Origin of the sequence: Weissella viridescens (assembly GCF_001437355.1) — a bacterium.
Lineage (GTDB): Bacteria > Bacillota > Bacilli > Lactobacillales > Lactobacillaceae > Weissella > Weissella viridescens.
In genome coordinates, this window is record NZ_JQBM01000005.1 from 38,375 (window position 1) to 55,059 (window position 16,685).

At 41.4% G+C, this 16,685-nt stretch carries 19 protein-coding genes and 1 pseudogene; 1 reads left to right on the plus strand and 19 read right to left on the minus strand.

Annotated elements, in window-relative coordinates; genetic code table 11:
- Positions 1 to 21: 21 nt before the first annotated feature.
- A complete protein-coding gene (locus IV50_RS06950) occupies positions 22 to 393 on the minus strand; it encodes a phage holin family protein (protein ID WP_057746984.1) in 372 nt (123 codons plus the stop codon).
- A gap of 491 nt (positions 394 to 884) precedes the next feature.
- Between IV50_RS06950 and IV50_RS06955 the strand changes: the two genes are divergently transcribed.
- Complete coding sequence (locus IV50_RS06955) at positions 885 to 1,238, plus strand: hypothetical protein (protein WP_057746985.1); 354 nt, start codon at positions 885 to 887, stop codon at positions 1,236 to 1,238.
- 46 nt (positions 1,239 to 1,284) lie between these two features.
- Here IV50_RS06955 and IV50_RS06960 read toward each other — a convergent pair whose 3' ends face one another.
- The 18 genes and pseudogenes from IV50_RS06960 to IV50_RS07045 all read right to left on the minus strand — a co-directional run bounded on the left by IV50_RS06960 (position 1,285) and on the right by IV50_RS07045 (position 16,650).
- Positions 1,285 to 2,004, minus strand: coding sequence for an MIP/aquaporin family protein (locus tag IV50_RS06960; protein WP_057746987.1), 720 nt, complete (start codon positions 2,002 to 2,004; stop codon positions 1,285 to 1,287).
- Positions 2,005 to 2,200: 196 nt separating this feature from the next.
- Positions 2,201 to 2,998, minus strand: coding sequence for a peptidylprolyl isomerase (locus IV50_RS06965; RefSeq protein WP_057746989.1), 798 nt, complete (start codon positions 2,996 to 2,998; stop codon positions 2,201 to 2,203).
- Positions 2,999 to 3,011: 13 nt separating this feature from the next.
- On the minus strand, positions 3,012 to 4,109 hold the full coding sequence (locus IV50_RS06970) for an ABC transporter substrate-binding protein (protein ID WP_057746991.1): 1,098 nt from the start codon (positions 4,107 to 4,109) through the stop codon (positions 3,012 to 3,014).
- Position 4,110: 1 nt separating this feature from the next.
- Entirely contained in the window at positions 4,111 to 4,926 is an 816-nt protein-coding gene (locus tag IV50_RS06975; protein ID WP_057746993.1) for an ABC transporter permease, read from the minus strand.
- Positions 4,923 to 5,732, minus strand: coding sequence for an ABC transporter permease (locus IV50_RS06980; RefSeq protein ID WP_057746995.1), 810 nt, complete (start codon positions 5,730 to 5,732; stop codon positions 4,923 to 4,925). Before IV50_RS06980 ends, IV50_RS06975 begins: the two co-directional genes overlap by 4 nt.
- Positions 5,725 to 6,795 (minus strand): ABC transporter ATP-binding protein, encoded by a 1,071-nt coding sequence (locus tag IV50_RS06985; protein WP_057747087.1) that lies wholly within the window; start codon positions 6,793 to 6,795, stop codon positions 5,725 to 5,727. Before IV50_RS06985 ends, IV50_RS06980 begins: the two co-directional genes overlap by 8 nt.
- Before the next feature lie 215 nt (positions 6,796 to 7,010).
- Positions 7,011 to 9,131, minus strand: coding sequence for an elongation factor G (gene fusA / locus IV50_RS06990; RefSeq protein WP_057746997.1), 2,121 nt, complete (start codon positions 9,129 to 9,131; stop codon positions 7,011 to 7,013).
- A gap of 131 nt (positions 9,132 to 9,262) precedes the next feature.
- Positions 9,263 to 9,733 carry a 30S ribosomal protein S7 gene (gene rpsG, locus IV50_RS06995; protein WP_057746999.1) on the minus strand — a complete coding sequence of 157 codons (471 nt, stop codon included), beginning with the start codon at positions 9,731 to 9,733 and terminating at the stop codon, positions 9,263 to 9,265.
- 16 nt (positions 9,734 to 9,749) lie between these two features.
- Positions 9,750 to 10,163 carry a 30S ribosomal protein S12 gene (gene rpsL / locus IV50_RS07000; protein ID WP_057747000.1) on the minus strand — a complete coding sequence of 138 codons (414 nt, stop codon included), beginning with the start codon at positions 10,161 to 10,163 and terminating at the stop codon, positions 9,750 to 9,752.
- 747 nt (positions 10,164 to 10,910) lie between these two features.
- On the minus strand, positions 10,911 to 11,063 hold the full coding sequence (locus tag IV50_RS08035; RefSeq protein WP_374111334.1) for a HeH/LEM domain-containing protein: 153 nt from the start codon (positions 11,061 to 11,063) through the stop codon (positions 10,911 to 10,913).
- Positions 11,058 to 11,471, minus strand: a pseudogene (gene rplT / locus IV50_RS08005) (50S ribosomal protein L20); the annotation flags it as partial. The pseudogene rplT and the gene IV50_RS08035, both read right to left, overlap by 6 nt.
- Before the next feature lie 70 nt (positions 11,472 to 11,541).
- The gene (rpmI, locus tag IV50_RS07015) at positions 11,542 to 11,736 is read right to left on the minus strand and encodes a 50S ribosomal protein L35 (protein ID WP_057747006.1); all 195 of its coding nucleotides are present in this window, start codon (positions 11,734 to 11,736) and stop codon (positions 11,542 to 11,544) included.
- Positions 11,737 to 11,761: 25 nt separating this feature from the next.
- The gene (infC, locus tag IV50_RS07020; RefSeq protein WP_057747008.1) at positions 11,762 to 12,301 is read right to left on the minus strand and encodes a translation initiation factor IF-3; all 540 of its coding nucleotides are present in this window, start codon (positions 12,299 to 12,301) and stop codon (positions 11,762 to 11,764) included.
- A gap of 195 nt (positions 12,302 to 12,496) precedes the next feature.
- Positions 12,497 to 12,931: a transcription antitermination factor NusB gene (nusB, locus tag IV50_RS07025; RefSeq protein WP_233119708.1), complete on the minus strand. Its 435-nt coding sequence runs from the start codon at positions 12,929 to 12,931 to the stop codon at positions 12,497 to 12,499.
- Positions 12,921 to 13,355 (minus strand): Asp23/Gls24 family envelope stress response protein, encoded by a 435-nt coding sequence (locus IV50_RS07030; protein WP_057747012.1) that lies wholly within the window; start codon positions 13,353 to 13,355, stop codon positions 12,921 to 12,923. The genes nusB and IV50_RS07030 overlap by 11 nt, the downstream gene beginning before the upstream one ends.
- 111 nt (positions 13,356 to 13,466) lie before the next feature.
- Complete coding sequence (gene efp / locus IV50_RS07035; RefSeq protein WP_057747013.1) at positions 13,467 to 14,033, minus strand: elongation factor P; 567 nt, start codon at positions 14,031 to 14,033, stop codon at positions 13,467 to 13,469.
- Positions 14,034 to 14,172: 139 nt separating this feature from the next.
- Complete coding sequence (locus tag IV50_RS07040) at positions 14,173 to 15,516, minus strand: glucose-6-phosphate isomerase (RefSeq protein WP_057747015.1); 1,344 nt, start codon at positions 15,514 to 15,516, stop codon at positions 14,173 to 14,175.
- A gap of 171 nt (positions 15,517 to 15,687) precedes the next feature.
- Positions 15,688 to 16,650 carry a GRP family sugar transporter gene (locus IV50_RS07045; RefSeq protein ID WP_057747017.1) on the minus strand — a complete coding sequence of 321 codons (963 nt, stop codon included), beginning with the start codon at positions 16,648 to 16,650 and terminating at the stop codon, positions 15,688 to 15,690.
- Positions 16,651 to 16,685 lie beyond the last annotated feature (35 nt).

The window sequence follows — 16,685 nt, forward strand, 5'->3', positions numbered from 1 at the left end:
CCCCATTTATGCATTCTATCGTTACTCACGATTCAAAAAACTAGAAATAATTAGATTTACAATCGACATAATGATTGAGATCAAAAGCGCCCATCCAAATCCGTAAAAGTGAAAGTCACTCCCAATCATACTGGCAGTTAACCATAAGACCGCTGCATTTACCACAAAGCCAAAAAGACCGAAGGTTAGTAATGTAAGCGGTAAAGCCAACAGCTGTAAAATTGGTCGGATTAGTGCGTTCAAACACCCCAAGAGCAAAGATGCTAATAAGGCGGTCCAAACGGACTTAACGTAAATGCCTTGTGGCAATAGCCCCGCTAATGCCAAGAAGGTAATTGTGTTTATGATGAGCCGTTGAAAAAACCCAAGCTGGCGCACAGTATAAACTTTCATGCGTTTTCCTCCACTTTAATTCCTATTATAACAAGATTTAGAGTATTAGCCAAAATATCTTTATGTATACAAAAAACGCCGATCAATAATCGACGTTTTGAGTTTGGCAATGTTAGGAATGACCTGTCCTAACGCAGGTGATGGTTACCCATCAGTCAACGTACACCAGTAATTGCTAACTGTTAGTCATGTGCAGATCAACGTGTTCCACAACACGTTTAATCACCTACCAGCATGCGGCTGTTAATATAGGCCGTTTGTAAAAATCTTCTAAATGAAGATTCTCTCGACTCATCGCATGTAATAAATATAACATAACTACGGTTGGCTTGCAAATCATTTTATTTGGTTCACCTCATTTAAGGTAAGCAACATTATCTATTTTTCTGCCCCTGTTTCTTTTCTAAAAACATGTTATTATAGTTATTAATGATGTTTTATTAAATAAGCATGAGATATTTCTTAAGTCGAATAAAAGTGAGGACACGTGTATGAAAGTTATCGGTAACACTTTGGAAAATATTCATAAATTTCGCCACGAAAACATTCGCGACAAACGTTCTGGAATATTACCCACAAAATCTTCAGTAGTGAAGAATCCCTACGCTCAATTAAGCTTACTCTATTTAGATACCAATGACACGTACTATCTAGTTGACGCTTCCAGTGCGATAGCCCACTCATTGCAATACAATGACGGTGCAATTGTTATTAGCGCTTGGCATGCAACCGATATTATCGGTTTAAAACAAAGCTACAACCAACCTGGCTTTGACAATTATTTCCAAATGTTAGTTCAGAATACAGCTGAAGCCTATGCTGCTGAACACCAGACGGAAAACTAATCTACAAAAAAGTTCAGAACCAACTTATTGGTTCTGAACTTTTTATTTATTTAAAAATAAGTGTATACAAAATTGTGGCAACGGTTGCACCTACGATTGGCGCAACAACTGGTACCCATGCATAGTCCCAATGTGAACTGCCCTTATGTTGTAATGGCAAAACCGCATGCATGAGACGTGATCCAAGGTCACGTGCTGGATTCAAAGCTGGTCCAGTGGCTCCACCGAGTGATGTTACCAAACTAGCCACCAGAATTCCCAAAGCAAGCCCTTCAATCGGCTTATTTTGTGGCGTCGCACCAATTGCCATTGCCGCAAAAACCAAAACAAAGGTTCCAAATCCTTCATTTAGGAAGCCATTTAAACGTGATCCCGCAGCATCATCGGTTGAGAATGGTGCAAAAATTTCATCAGGATTTGTAGTTGCATCAAAGTAAGGCTTATAAACGCCAACCACAATCAATTGCCCAATCATCGCTCCAGCCAACTGCGCAACAATGTAAAAGACCACCTCAGCCCATGGGAATGCACCCACAATGGCTAACCCTAACGTAAACGCCGGATTAATGTGTGCTGAAATTGCGCCAAACGCAATGACCGGTACACCGACTCCAGCTCCATATCCAAAGGCAATATTCAACCACCCCGTGTGGTTACCTTTGGTATTTTTAAGCTCGGTATTGGCGACCGCACCATTACCTAAAATAATCAAAAACATTGTCCCAAAAAATTCTGCAAACAGTCGGACTGTTAATGCATGTTCCATAAATATTCTCCTATATAAGACCTACTGGTACATTTGTACCTTTTTATGCTAAGCAATCTTGTTCAACCCTTTCATTATAGCCAAACCACACGTAAAAAACTATCTACTTTGTAGCTTTTTTCACAAAAAAACAACAAAAAAAGTTGTGCCGCCTAATAAGGGAACACAACTTTTTAAAAAACACAATTATACCGCGCTATTTCGCAGTTTTTAGGATAGTGATTGTTTTAATTTTGACCGGATTAACCGGCTTCGATTGCTCATTTGATTCACTCATTTTTACTTTTCCAGCTGCAATTTGATCAACAACTTGCATGCCATCAGTCACCTGACCAAAGACCGTATACTTTCCATCTAAACTTGGATTACCACCATTACGGTAAGCCTTGTATATTTTCTCGGGATACTGATTACGATCAATTTTCTTCATCTGGTTGTCATGGTTTTGATCAATGAAAAATTGCGAACCATTTGTATCAGCACCAGCATTGGCCATGGCCAGCGCGCCACGGATATTATAGAGTTTTGGACTTGTTTCATTTTTAAAGCCATTTCCGGCATCAATTTTTGAATCTTTTTGATACCAAATAGAATGACCGCCCGCACCAGTCCCTTTGGGATCACCACCTTGAATCATAAAGTCTTTCACAACTCGGTGGAAATTCGTCCCATCGTAATAACCTTGTTTGGCATGGGTCATAAAGTTTTGAACGGCCAATGGCGCTTCTTGGTTAAATAATTTAACCGTAATTGGTCCAGCAGTCGTTTCAATCCGCACCTCTGACTCGTTACTTGCAACACCTTTTTGCAGTTGTGGTAATGCTAACTTGTCTAGTTTTGCCTTTTGTGCCTGAATTTGCTTTTTCGTTAATTTTTTTGCCTGCTGTTGTTGTTGCGCTTGTTGCTGATTGTGATAAGCGCTAACACCAATAAATAACGCAATTAGCACGGCGACCGCGACCGCCATCCAGACTTCTGGTTTTATTTTTTTCATATTTGCCTCACTGTTATTGATTCGTCATCTTAAACTCTAAGAAATCATCATTATACCTTTGCGTCCAAGTTGGGCCAAGGTTTTGATAAGTTTCAAGTTTTGACAAGACTGCTTTAGATGGATACCACGATGGATTCTCACGCGTCGTACGTGGTAAACGCTGCCAAGCAGCTTGATTTGGTGTGGCGTAACCAACGTATTCAGCATTCTTTGCTGCGATATCAGGTCGACTCATATAATTAATAAAGGCATACGCCGCATCTTTATTTTTAACGGTCTTCGGGATAACGATATTATCAAACCAGAGGTTGCCTCCATCATTGGGCACCACATAGTGCAAGTGCTTATTACGGCTCATCATTTCAGCTGCATCACCTGAATAATCCACTGCCAGAGCTGCCTCATCTTGCGCCATGTATGTTTTTATTTCATCAGCAACAATTGCTTTCACATTTGGCATCAAGGTGGTTAATTTCCCCCGAGCCGCAGCAAGTTCTGGGAGGCTCTTGGTATTAACGGATTCACCATTCGACGCCAGGGTCATCCCCATAATATCTCGTGCAGAATCAACCAACATAATTTGTTGTTTGTACTTAGGTTGCCATAAATCGTTCCAAGACTTAATCTCACCTGGCTTAATAAACTTATCATTATAGACAATTCCTAAAGTTCCCCAAAAATATGGCACAGAATATTTATTTTTAGGATCAAACGGTTCATTCATAAAAGTCGGATCGTAATTTTTTAGGCCTGTCAACTTGCGATGATCAAGTGGTTCTAACATATTATCCTGGCGCATCTTCTCAACCATGTATTCAGAAGGGATGGCAATATCATAATGTGTCCCCCCTTGTTTAACCTTTGTGTACATCGCTTCATTGGAATCGAAGGTTTCGTAATCGACACGATAACCCGTTTCTTTTTGAAATGCTTTCAATATACTTGGATCGATGTAGTCACCCCAATTATAAATAGTTAGGGTCCGGTTTCCTTGTGGTTGATCAGAGTTCCCGACGGATTTGTTCTCCAAGTGGGTAAACCAAGTTCGCATACCAAACAAGGCCGCAACAACAATCAGAATCGCTAAACTTAAATGCATTAATTTTTTCATCTTAACGCACCGCCGTTCGCATCTGACGCTTTTTCTTACTACCATTATTCGTTCGCAATGAAATGTAATAATACACTCCGACCAGAACCAACGATACTAAGAACATAAGGGTTGATAACGCATTAACAGACAAGTCGATTCCTTGCCGCGCACGCGAATAGATTTCGATAGATAAAGTTGAAAAACCATTTCCGGTCACAAAAAAAGTGACTGCAAAATCATCCAAGGAATACGTTATTGCCATAAAGAAGCCTGCTAAAATTCCTGGCCACGCGTAAGGTAAAATAACTCGACTCAGAACTTGAAAGTCAGTGGCACCTAAATCGTGGGCAGCATCAATCAACGCCGGATTCATCTCATTCAACCGTGGCAAAACCATCAGCACGACAATCGGAATTGAGAAAGCAATGTGTGCCAAAAGAACCGAGAAAAAGCCTAACTTCAAACCAATCAATGTAAACAAAATTAAAAAACTTGCCCCAATAATGACATCCGGCGACACAATTAAAATATTATTCAAAGAAAGTAGCGTATTTTTCAAGCCAATCCGTCGTGTCCGATAAATCGCCAAAGCGCCAAATGTACCAATTAGTGTGGCAAACAAACCAGACAGTAAGGCAATAATAAAGGTGTTTGCCAAAATCCCCATCAGGCGATAATCCGAAAACAACGTTGCATAGTGTTTCAGTGAAAATCCCGCAAAACCATTCATGTAACTCCCCGCATTAAATGAATAAAACATGAGGTAGAAAATAGGTAGGTACATTAATGCAAAGACAAAGGCTAAATAAAGATAGCTAGGTTTTAATTTCTTCATGCTTTACCTCCTCGTTTACGATCACGGGTAACATACATAGTAATGGCCATCGCAACAATCAAAACAACACCGATGGTCGAACCCATGCCCCAATTTTGCGTAACCATGAAGTGCTCTTCAATCGCAGTACCAAGTGTAATCACCCGATTCCCACCAATCAGACGTGTAATCATGAAAAGTGATAATGTCGGAATAAAAACAGCCTGAACACCAGCACGCACGCCATTCATTGACAATGGAACAATAACACGCCACAAGGTTTGCCATTTGGTAGCACCCAAATCACGCGCAGCATTGACTAACGATTGATCCATCTCAACTAATGAATTGAAAATTGGCATAATCATAAATGGTATTTCAATGTAGGCTGCCACGGTCAAGAATGCACCATTGGTAAACATCATTTGTTGTGGTCCCACCCCAATAAAAGTCAAAAAGTCATTGATGGTCCCTTTTTGTGCGAATAGACCGATAAAGGCGTAAGCTTTGAGCAATAAGTTCACCCACGTGGGCAGAATGACTAGCATCAACCAGAACTGAGCATGTTTTAAACGACTCATAATCAAGGCCATTGGATAACTGATGACTAAGGTAATTAAGGTGACAACAAGCGCAAAGAACACCGAATTAAAGGTCATCCGTAAATAGGTTCCAGAACCAAAATACGTTTTATAGTTAGCCAAAGTAAATTGACCATGCAAGTTTGTAAATGATTGAAAGACTAAGAGGATAACCGGTGCAATCACAAAGAGGACGAGCCAAAGATAATACGGCACACTAAAATTAATCGTCCTTTTTTCACTCATTGTCAGCATCCTCCTCATCTTCATATTGTTCAAGACGCGCATCAAAATCCTCTTCGGATTCATTCAAACGCATAATATGAATATCTTCTGGATCAAAATACAAACCATAGCGTTTACCGATCGTTGCAGAATTCGTGGCTTGAATTTGCCATGGGTTTTGATCATCATCATGTGCGGTAATTTCATAATAATCACCCCGGAAGGATTCATCATCAATCGTAACAGTCAACTTACCGTCTGCAACATCAACTAAATCCAGATCCTCAGGACGTAATACCACTTCAACTGGTTCATTTGGTCGCATACCGGCGTCGACATTTTCAAACTCCTTACCTGCAAATGAAACAACGTAATCTTGACGCATCACCCCAGGAATAATGTTTGATTCACCAATAAATTCAGCAACATAGTGATTAATCGGTTCGTCGTAAATATCAACCGGCGTCCCATTTTGCAAGATTTTCCCATCATTCATTACAAAAATCCAGTCCGACATCGCCAGCGCTTCTTCTTGATCGTGCGTCACAAAAACAAACGTAATGCCAAGACGTTGCTGAATATCTCGTAGTTCATACTGCATCGTCTTACGCAATTTATAATCTAAGGCCGAAAGAGGCTCATCTAACACCAAAACCTCAGGTTCATTTGCTAAGGCGCGAGCAATCGCAACACGCTGTTGTTGTCCACCAGAAAGCTCTGAAATCTCACGATCTTCATAGCCAGAGAGTTTTACCAGTGCGAGCATTTCCGATACCTTTGCCTTGATATCGCTTTTCTTCTTTCCTTTTAATACCATTCCAAACGAAACATTTTCATAAACATTCATATTTGGGAATAGGGCATAATTTTGAAAAACAGTATTAATTTGGCGTTTCTCAGGTGGGACATCATTAATCCGTTGACCCTTAAAATAAATATCTCCAGAAGTCGGTGTCAAAAAGCCCGCCATCAAACGTAAAATGGTTGTCTTTCCGGAACCAGATGATCCTAGTAAGGTATAGAATTTACCTTGTTCAATTTCTAAATCAATGGACTTTAAAACAGTTGTATCACCATATTGCATGGCAACATTCTTAAACTCGATTATTGGTTGAGTCACTTGTCTCCACCACCTTTCTTCGCATGCCTTAAATTATACAAAATTTCTATTTTGAGCGAAATGTTTTTATGACTAGTCCGTAAAAAATTATGATTGCTTTAACTTTAGAACACAATAAAACCCCGCAAGGCATAACCTTACGGGGTTTTATTTAAAGCTGAGAAGCCCTAAGCAAAAGCTTAGTCTTCGTCATGCTTTCCATACTTCTTAACAATTTCGTCTTGAACGTTCTTAGGAACAGCTTCGTAGTGATCGAATTGCATTTGGAAAGTTCCACGACCTTGCGTTGATGAACGCAAAGTAGTTGCATATCCGAACATTTCTGACAAAGGAACCTTAGCGTGGATAATCATTGAGTTTCCACGTTGTTCTTGACCTTCAAGCAAACCACGACGGGCTGAAACGTGTCCCATAACATCACCTAAGTTGTCTTCAGGAACAGTAATATCAACACGCATGATTGGCTCCAAGATAACGGCACCAGCAGTCTTGGCAGCTTCACGCAATGCCAATGAAGCAGCAATCTTAAAGGCAGCTTCAGATGAGTCGACATCGTGGTATGATCCATCATACAACTTAGCCTTCAAATCAACCAATGGGAATCCGGCGATAGGACCAGCGTTCATTGAATCACGCAATCCAGCTTCAACTGAAGGGATGTATTCACGAGGAACAGCTCCACCAACGATGGCGTCTTCGAATTCGAATCCAGCCCCTTCTTCGTTAGGTGAGAATTCAATCCAAACATCACCATATTGTCCCTTACCACCAGATTGACGCTTGAAGTATCCACGAGCTTGAACAGTCTTAGTGAATGCTTCACGGTAAGCAACTTGAGGTGCACCAACATTGGCGTCAACACCGAATTCACGCTTCAAACGATCAACGATGATATCCAAGTGAAGTTCTCCCATTCCTGAGATCAAAGTGTCACCAGTTTCTTCGTTAGTTTCGGCACGGAATGAAGGATCTTCTTCGGCCAACTTTTGCAAAGCGTTTGACATCTTATCTTGGTCTGCCTTAGTAGCAGGTTCGATAGCCAATTGGATAACGGGATCAGGGAATTCCATTGATTCAAGAACCAATGGACGATCTGGTGCAGTCAATGAATCACCAGTAGTCGTTGCCTTCAAACCGATCGCAGCAGCGATATCACCTGAGAATACTTCAGGGATTTCAGTACGGCTAGTAGCGTGCATTTGTAGCAAACGTCCAACACGTTCACGCTTGTCACGTGAAGTGTTCATAACGTATGAACCAGCTTCCAAACTACCAGTGTAGACACGCAAGAATGTCAAACGTCCAACGAATGGGTCAGTCATAACCTTAAAGGCCAAAGCGGCGAATGGATCTTCGTCGTTAGCGGTCAAGTCAACTTCTTCACCAGTCTTAGGATCTGTAGCAACATATGGCTTAACTTCCAAAGGTGATGGTAGGTAGTCAACGACACCGTCCAATACCATTTGGACACCCTTATCCTTATATGCTGATCCAGCAAAGACAGGGTAGAATTCCAAGTTCAAAGTTGCACGACGGATAGCAGCCTTTAATTCATCAGCAGAGATTTCTTCTCCACCAAGGTACTTGTCCATGATTTCGTCATCAACATCAGCAATGGCTTCAACCAATTCGTTATACTTTTCTTCAACAAGGTCAGCATAGTCAGCAGGCATGTCGCGAACTTCCCATTCTTCACCAAGTTCTGTTGTTGGGTACCAAGCTTCCTTAGTAATCAAGTCAATGATTCCAGCGAAGTCATCTTCAGCACCGATAGGCCATTGAACAGCCTTAGCGTTGGCATCCAAACGATCCTTCAATGAATCAACTGACATACCAAAGTCGGCACCCATCTTGTCCATCTTGTTAACGAAAACAATACGAGGAACATCATAAGTTTCAGCCTGACGCCAAACAGTTTCAGTTTGTGGTTCAACACCAGCAGAACCGTCCAAAACAGCAACGGCACCGTCTAGCACACGCAATGAACGCTCAACTTCGATTGTGAAGTCCACGTGACCTGGTGTGTCGATGATGTTGATACGGAATGGATCATTCTTGTATTGGTCATGGAAACCATGCCAAACAGCAGTTGTAGCGGCTGATTGGATTGTGATTCCACGTTCCTTTTCTTGATCCATGAAGTCCATTTGTGAAGCTCCATCATGAGTTTCACCAATCTTATGAATCTTACCTGTGTAGTACAAAATACGCTCAGTTGTAGTTGTCTTACCAGCATCGATGTGGGCCATGATACCGATATTACGCGTACGGTTAAGTGGGTATTCACGCTTGTTAGCCATGAGTATAATATCTCCTTAAATTTAACGATTAACGTCAGAAAACGACATCAATCTGTCTTGTAACCATTATACCGCAAAATACACAAAAATGGCTATAGCCTGTTATTGGGCTGTAGCCAAATTTTGTAATATTACCAACGGTAATGTGCAAAGGCACGGTTGGCTTCAGCCATCTTGTGCGTGTCTTCACGCTTTTTAACAGATGCACCAGTGTTGTTGGCAGCATCCATAATTTCCTTAGCAAGGCGTTCGTCCATTGTGTGCTCTCCACGCGAACGTGCGTATTGAACCAACCAACGAAGACCAAGTGTTACTCGACGTTCTGGACGAACTTCGATTGGAACTTGGTAGTTAGATCCACCGATACGGCGAGCCTTAACTTCCAAAACAGGCATGATGTTGTTCATAGCCTCTTCGAAAACTGTCAAAGGTTCTTCACCAGTTTCTTGCTTAATACGATCAAAAGCATCGTACAAAATTGTTGAAGCAGTTCCACGCTTACCATCAATCATCAAACGGTTGATCAAACGTGAAACAAGCTTTGAATTATAAATTGGATCAGGCAAAACTTCAGCCTGTTTTGTATAACTCTTACGTGGCATTATTTATGTCCTCCCCTTATTTCTTTGGACGCTTAGTTCCATACTTAGAACGTGAAGTCATACGTCCTTCAACACCGGCTGTATCAAGGGCACCACGAATGATGTGGTAACGTACCCCAGGCAAGTCCTTAACACGACCACCACGAATCAAGACAACTGAGTGTTCTTGAAGATTGTGACCGATACCAGGAATATATGCAGTAACTTCAATCAAGTTTGAAAGACGTACACGTGCATACTTACGCAAAGCTGAATTAGGCTTCTTTGGTGTCATTGTTCCAACACGGGTTGCAACCCCACGCTTTTGTGGAGAAGAAACACGAGTGGCCTTCTTTAATTGTGAGTTATAACCAAAGTTCAAAGCTGGTGACTTTGACTTTGTGCTCTGTGACTTACGAGACTTACGAACCAATTGGTTAATAGTAGGCATGTCCTAGAGTCCCCTTTCAATTTTTCTATATAGTGTCTAGTCCACATTACCAGGCGTATCGCTTAAATACGCGTAATAATGCATAAATGGTACTTTTCGTTTAAGAGTTCAGCACGTCACGTTGAACACGTAAACACCCTTGCTCACTTAAAGCACAATCAATAATATATCATCTATTCGAATCAGATGCAAGTTTTTTCTATGCAATTTAAGAGCGGTCTTAAGCGATTCATTTTGCACACAATCCCGGGCGTGTCAAAAGTGTGAATACGCGTTTAAATAGCGTCTATATCTACGTCACGAAAGGAGCAAGCTTATGCAAATTTGTATCACTTACGTTTTTTTAATAACTTTATTTTATTTAGGTCGCCAAGATTTTTCTACAAAATTAATTAATAGCCTTTGGCTCATACCGAGTCTGGTCCTAGCCTTTTTAATACACCCAAAAACCTGTCTTTTTGTACTTTTCGGGTATTTATGCGCCATTTTACTTAATCACATTAGTCATGAAAACTGGATTGGTTACGGTGATTTTGACGTTCTCGCTTGCGGCTTATGCGTTGCTCCCAACCTTATGTGGTTTACTTGGTTAAATGCTGCTTGCTGCGTTCAGTTTGCCCTTCAAATTCTCTATTATCGCCAACGTCAGGCCCCGTTCGTCCCGAGTCTAGCCATTGGGTGGACGTTAACTGCTTCGCTTATATAAAAAAATACACTCACCCGAAAGGTAAGTGCATTAATTGATTATTAAACCAATGCCAACAATTCAGCCTTCTTAGCTGATGCTGGGAAGTCAATACCGTTAGCAGTCAAGTATTCCTTGATTTCTGCAACAGTGTTCTTTTCTGATGGCTTTGCATCTGAAGACTTCTTAGCTGCCTTAGGAGCAGCTGCGTTGATTGTAACAGTCTTTTCTGATGTAGCAGGTGTCTTTGTGGCAACGTGCTTACCAGCTTCTGACAATGCCTTCTTTGCTGATTCAGCCAAAGCAGCGAATGCTTCAGGATCAGTAATAGCAAGGTCAGCAAGCATCTTACGGTTAACAGTTGTACCCATCAATGACAAACCGTGCATGAAGTTTGAGTATGACAAACCGTTGATACGGGCTGCAGCGTTAATACGTGCAATCCACAACTTACGGAAGTTACGCTTTGTTTGCTTACGGTCACGGAAGGCGTATGTCCAACCCTTCCAAACACGTTCCTTGGCAACTCGATAGTTAATGCTACGTTGACCACGGTAACCCTTGGCCAACTTGATCATCTTTTTACGGCGTGCGCGCGTAACTGTTCCACCTTTAACTCGCATGGATAATTCCTCCAGTAATTCTTTTTATAAAATAGCTAATTTAGATTTCGAAAATGTACAAAAGTACAGATTAACGTCCCATCATGTGAACGTAGTTCTTCAAAGTTGTGTGGTTCATCATTGAAGTCCCACGCAATTGACGACGTTGCTTCTTTGTCTTACCGTGGAAACGGTGTGATGTGTACGCGTTGGCACCCTTCAAACCACCATTAGCAGTCTTCTTAAAACGCTTTGCTGAAGCGCGGTGTGTCTTAAACTTTGGCATTGTATTTTCCTCCAAACTGGTTTAGTTACTTAGTTTCTTTGGGTGCAAGCACCATAGACATGCTGCGCCCTTCCATCTTTGCTCTTGCTTCAACTTTTGCAATTCCTTGCAAGTCTTCGGCAAATCGGTTCATTACTTCTCGTCCGATTTCCTTGTGCGTGATAGCACGCCCACGGAAACGAATTGAAACCTTAACCTTATTACCCTTTTCCAAGAACTTAGTTGCAGCCTTTTCTTTGGTATTAAAGTCGTTGTCATCAATTGTTGGACTTAAACGAATCTCTTTAACACTAACAGTTTTTTGATTCTTTCGTTGCTCACGTTGCTTCTTTTGAGAATCAAACTTGAACTTACCGTAGTCCATGATTTTTGCAACTGGTGGCTTGGCGGTTGCCTGCACCAATACTAAATCAAGTTCTGCGTCATCGGCCATCTTTTGGGCTTCATCCTTTGGGATGACACCTTGATCACCATCATCCGTAATTAAACGAACTTCATGAGCGCGGATACGATCATTGATTAAATCTTTTTGCTGTTGTTGTTGTGGTTGACGTGCGTTTGCTATGGTCCTTACCTCCGATAAAACTTGGCATGAAATAAATGTATAATAAAAGCGGCTTACCGTATTTGCATACGATAACCCGCTGTAAACATCAAAACTAATAGATAGTTATAAATGATTAACCCGATAAGTACGCTTACCAAGGTGAACAGCGGGTTGCCGTTACTTTATTTCTTAACAAATATTGATTATATATGATTATTGTTCTTCCGTCAAGGCCTTATTCAAGACCGCATTGATAAACTTACGTGAATCATCATTGGTAAATTCATGGGCCAATTGCAATGCTTCGTTAATGGCAACATTTTTTGGTGTTTCGGTTGACTGACCTTCATAGATAGCTAAGCGCATCAAAGCAAGATCAACAACATTCAAACGATCAATTGTCCAACCATCAGCCAAGTAATCTGAGATTTGTAAATCTAGCTCATCTTGATGATCTCGGACTGCAGTCACAAGTGTCCCAACATCTTGTGGCAAGTCGCCTTCCCACAAAACTTCTGGATCACCTGATAATACCTGACGTAGCACCGTATCAATGTCAGCATCCGGGTTGATTCCTAAACTATATAAAGTTTGGAATGCCGCTTGCCGGGCTTGGTGTCGATTTAAAGTCGTCATACTATTGGCCATCCTCCAGCGTCTCTTCTTCTCCAAATAGGTTATTTGGATCAATTGTGCTGGCTACCTTAGGTGAAATCATCCCCTCAACATGCACATTAACAGCATTAACTGAAAGTTCGGTCATGGCTGCAATTTGCATCTTAACTCGTTCTTGGATTTGTACCGCCAACTTTGGCACACTCACCCCGTAGTTAAGATAAACGTACAAATCGATAGTCAAGCCGGCATCATCTTGAACGACTTCAACACCCTTACCACGCACACGGCGACCAAAGGCTTCTTGAGCACGATCAGAAAATGATCCACGCAACCTTGCAACACCTTCAACTTCTTGTGTTGCAAGGGCAGCGATGATATCTAGGACACGTACGTTTACACGAGTTGTGCCTTCGGTACCAGTTGGTTGGTCTAATACAATTGTTTCTTCTGCCATGGATTTCCTCCTTAAAACATAAAAGTGCCGGCCGGCAACCGGTCGGCACTATCACTTATCATATCACTGTGCTGTCCTTAACGTTACGGTAAGTCCAACTCACCGGCATGATTAAGCACGTGATGAATATGATCCACCATCATCAGTATTAATGATTAGCTTATCGCCAGCATTAATGAAATCAGGTACAGTAACAACCAAACCAGTTTCCATTGTTGCAGGCTTTCCACCACCATTTGCTGTCGCACCCTTGATACCAGGTTGTGTTTCAGCAACAGTCAATTCAACTGTTTTTGGCACTTCAACATCTAAGATTTCGCCATCATAAGTTGTCACACGTACAACCATGTTTTCAAGCAAGAACTTTAATGCATCTTGAATCTTATCATCTGGAATTGCAACTTGTTCGTAAGTTTCTGTATCCATGAAGACGTGTGAATCACCTTCAGCATACAAATATTGCATATCAGCTGAAACAATGTTAGCTGTTTCAAACTTATCTCCAGGACGGAAAGTTACTTCGTTAACAGCTCCTGTACGCAAGTTCTTCAACTTTGAACGCACGAACGCTGCACCTTTACCAGGCTTAACGTGTTGGAACTCCAACACACGCCAGATTGATTGGTTGTACAAGATTGTCAAACCAGTCTTTAAATCATTCATACCAATAGTTGCCATGATTGAAATCTCCTCAATTTTTGTCTTTCGTCTAATATTACCATAAGTTCTTTCGTCTTGGAACAGGCAGAACTTATTTTTTATCATGAATAAAAACCCATTCCATTTGGGACGGGTTTTTAACATCTTTAATTTAGCTTTATAGACGGGCGCGCAGCTCGGCAGTCTTCTCTTCGTAGCCTGGCTTACCTAATAAGGCAAACATATTTGACTTGTAAGCTTCAACCCCTGGTTGGTTAAATGGGTTAATCCCATTGAGGTAACCTGAAATACCAACGGCTAGCTCAAAGAAGTAAATCATATAACCCAAGGCAAACTCATTTTGTTGATCCAATTCAACAACCATGTTTGGTACGCCACCATCGACGTGGGCCAACAATGTGCCATCAGATGCAGTCTTATTAACGTATGACATTGTCTTACCTTCAAGGTAACCCAATCCATCATCAGCATCTGAGACAGGAATTGTCACATCTGAAACTGGCGCATCAATGCGCACCAAAGTTTCAAAGAGGTTGCGACGACCATCTTGAATGTATTGTCCAAATGAGTGTAAGTCAGTTGAGAAGTTTCCAGACGCTGGGAAGATACCCTTACCGTCCTTACCCTCTGATTCACCCTGCAATTGTTTCCACCATTCGCTAAATTGTTGCAACGTTGGTTCATAGTTTACAAGTAATTCAGTTGTATATCCCTTGCGATAAAGAATGTTACGGTAAGCCGCATATGCATAGGCATCATTCTTTGTGACATCGGTGTCTGAATAATCAGCACGGGCTTGTGCTGCCCCAGCCATTAGTTGGTCAATGTCGTGTCCAGCTGCTGCGATTGGTAGCAAGCCAACTGCTGTAAGGACTGAGAAACGTCCCCCAACACTATCTGGCACAACAAATTCTTCATAACCTTCTTCATCAGCCGTTTGCTTCAAGGCACCCTTATGGGCGTCCGTAGTTGCGTAAATACGCTCACGCGCTTCGGCTTCACCATACTTCTTTTCAAGCAGTTCCTTGAAGACGCGGAAAGCAATCGCTGGTTCTGTTGTCGTTCCAGATTTTGAAATCACATTAATTGAAAAGTCGCGGTCACCAATCAACTTGATTAATGAATTAACATATTGTGGTGAAATTGAGTTACCAGCAAAAACGATTTGTGGCATCTTACGTTGATCAGCTGGATAAGCTGAATCAAAATAATCATTCAAAAAATCATTTGCGGCACGAGCGCCAAGATATGATCCACCGATTCCAATCACAACCAAGACCTCTGAATCTGATTGAATCTTTTGTGCAGCTTGCTTAATTCGCGCAAATTCATCCTGATCATAATCAACAGGCAAATCAAGCCAGCCTAAGTAATCTGAACCAGCGCCAGTTCCCTTATGTAGTAGGCTATCAGCTGCATCAACCATTGGTTGAATCAATTGCAGTTCATCATCATTTACGAAGGTTGATAACTTGCTTGCATCAAATTTTAGTGTCGTCATATTGTCTTAACACTCCTTTTCAAATTGGTATATACCGATTATAACATGTTCTGATTAAAAAGAAATCGTTTTCCTGTAAGAATTTCTAACTTCACCCTTTATTTTAGCACACCCCCACCTACACGCAGGATAATAAAAAAGCACTGAAATCATTCAGTGCTTTGGTTATTATTAAGCTAAGCTACTCAAGTTTGAAATGATAATTGATCCAACAACAACTAAGATTGTTCCAATTGAGATATAAAGCATTTGGCGAGATGTCTTCTTCTCATGCAAGATGTAAATTCCACCAAATGTTCCAACGATGATTCCTAGTTGTGACAAAGTTGCTGCAGTTGCTTGTCCGATTTGTGGATTTGCAGCTGAGATGAACATTGCAATGTTACCGATACCCCAAACCAATCCTGTAAGGATGTTACGGAAGGTTGCTGGTTGCCACATTGTCTTACCTTGATGCATAACGAAGACAACAATAATCAAGGCACCAATCACTTGTCCAATTGATTGTGGTCCAACAATCGCAGTCATGTAGTGCAAGCCACTACCATGAGGTGCTCCGTGAACGGCATCTGAGATAAAGCCAAACTTATTCAACAAGTTAGGGAAGACGAAGTACATCATGAATCCCAATGATGAAAGGGCAATCGCCATGTAACCACCTTTAGGATCAGCTTCAGGATTTGGCGTTGCCTTAGAGTTAGGATCTGGCAATGATGTCAAAACGGCTCCGATAACAACCGCGATAATGGCTAGTAGTCCGAAGAACCACATCTTTCCATTCGTCCATTCTCCCAAAACAGAAGCGGCCATCAATGCGTTTAAGGCAATTTGACTAGCAGTTGAAACTGGGTTACCAACTGATACCCCTAATTTCTTGAACGCAACGAATTGTCCAGCCGTTCCAATCGCCCAGAACAAACCTGAAACAAAACCAACCACCCAAACACGCGGGTTAAAGGCAAAATCAAGCCCTGCTGATGGAATCACGTAGAAGAGCAAAGTTGAAAGACCAAAGATTAAGGCCCCCAATGTCATTCCTAATGTTCCTTGAGCGGCTGATCCACCCATCTTTGTTGTAATAATACCTGTTGATCCCCAAGCTAAAGCTGGAATCAACGCAATTAAAATTGCCATAATTAGTTCTCCTCAAAATTTCTAAATAAATCGTT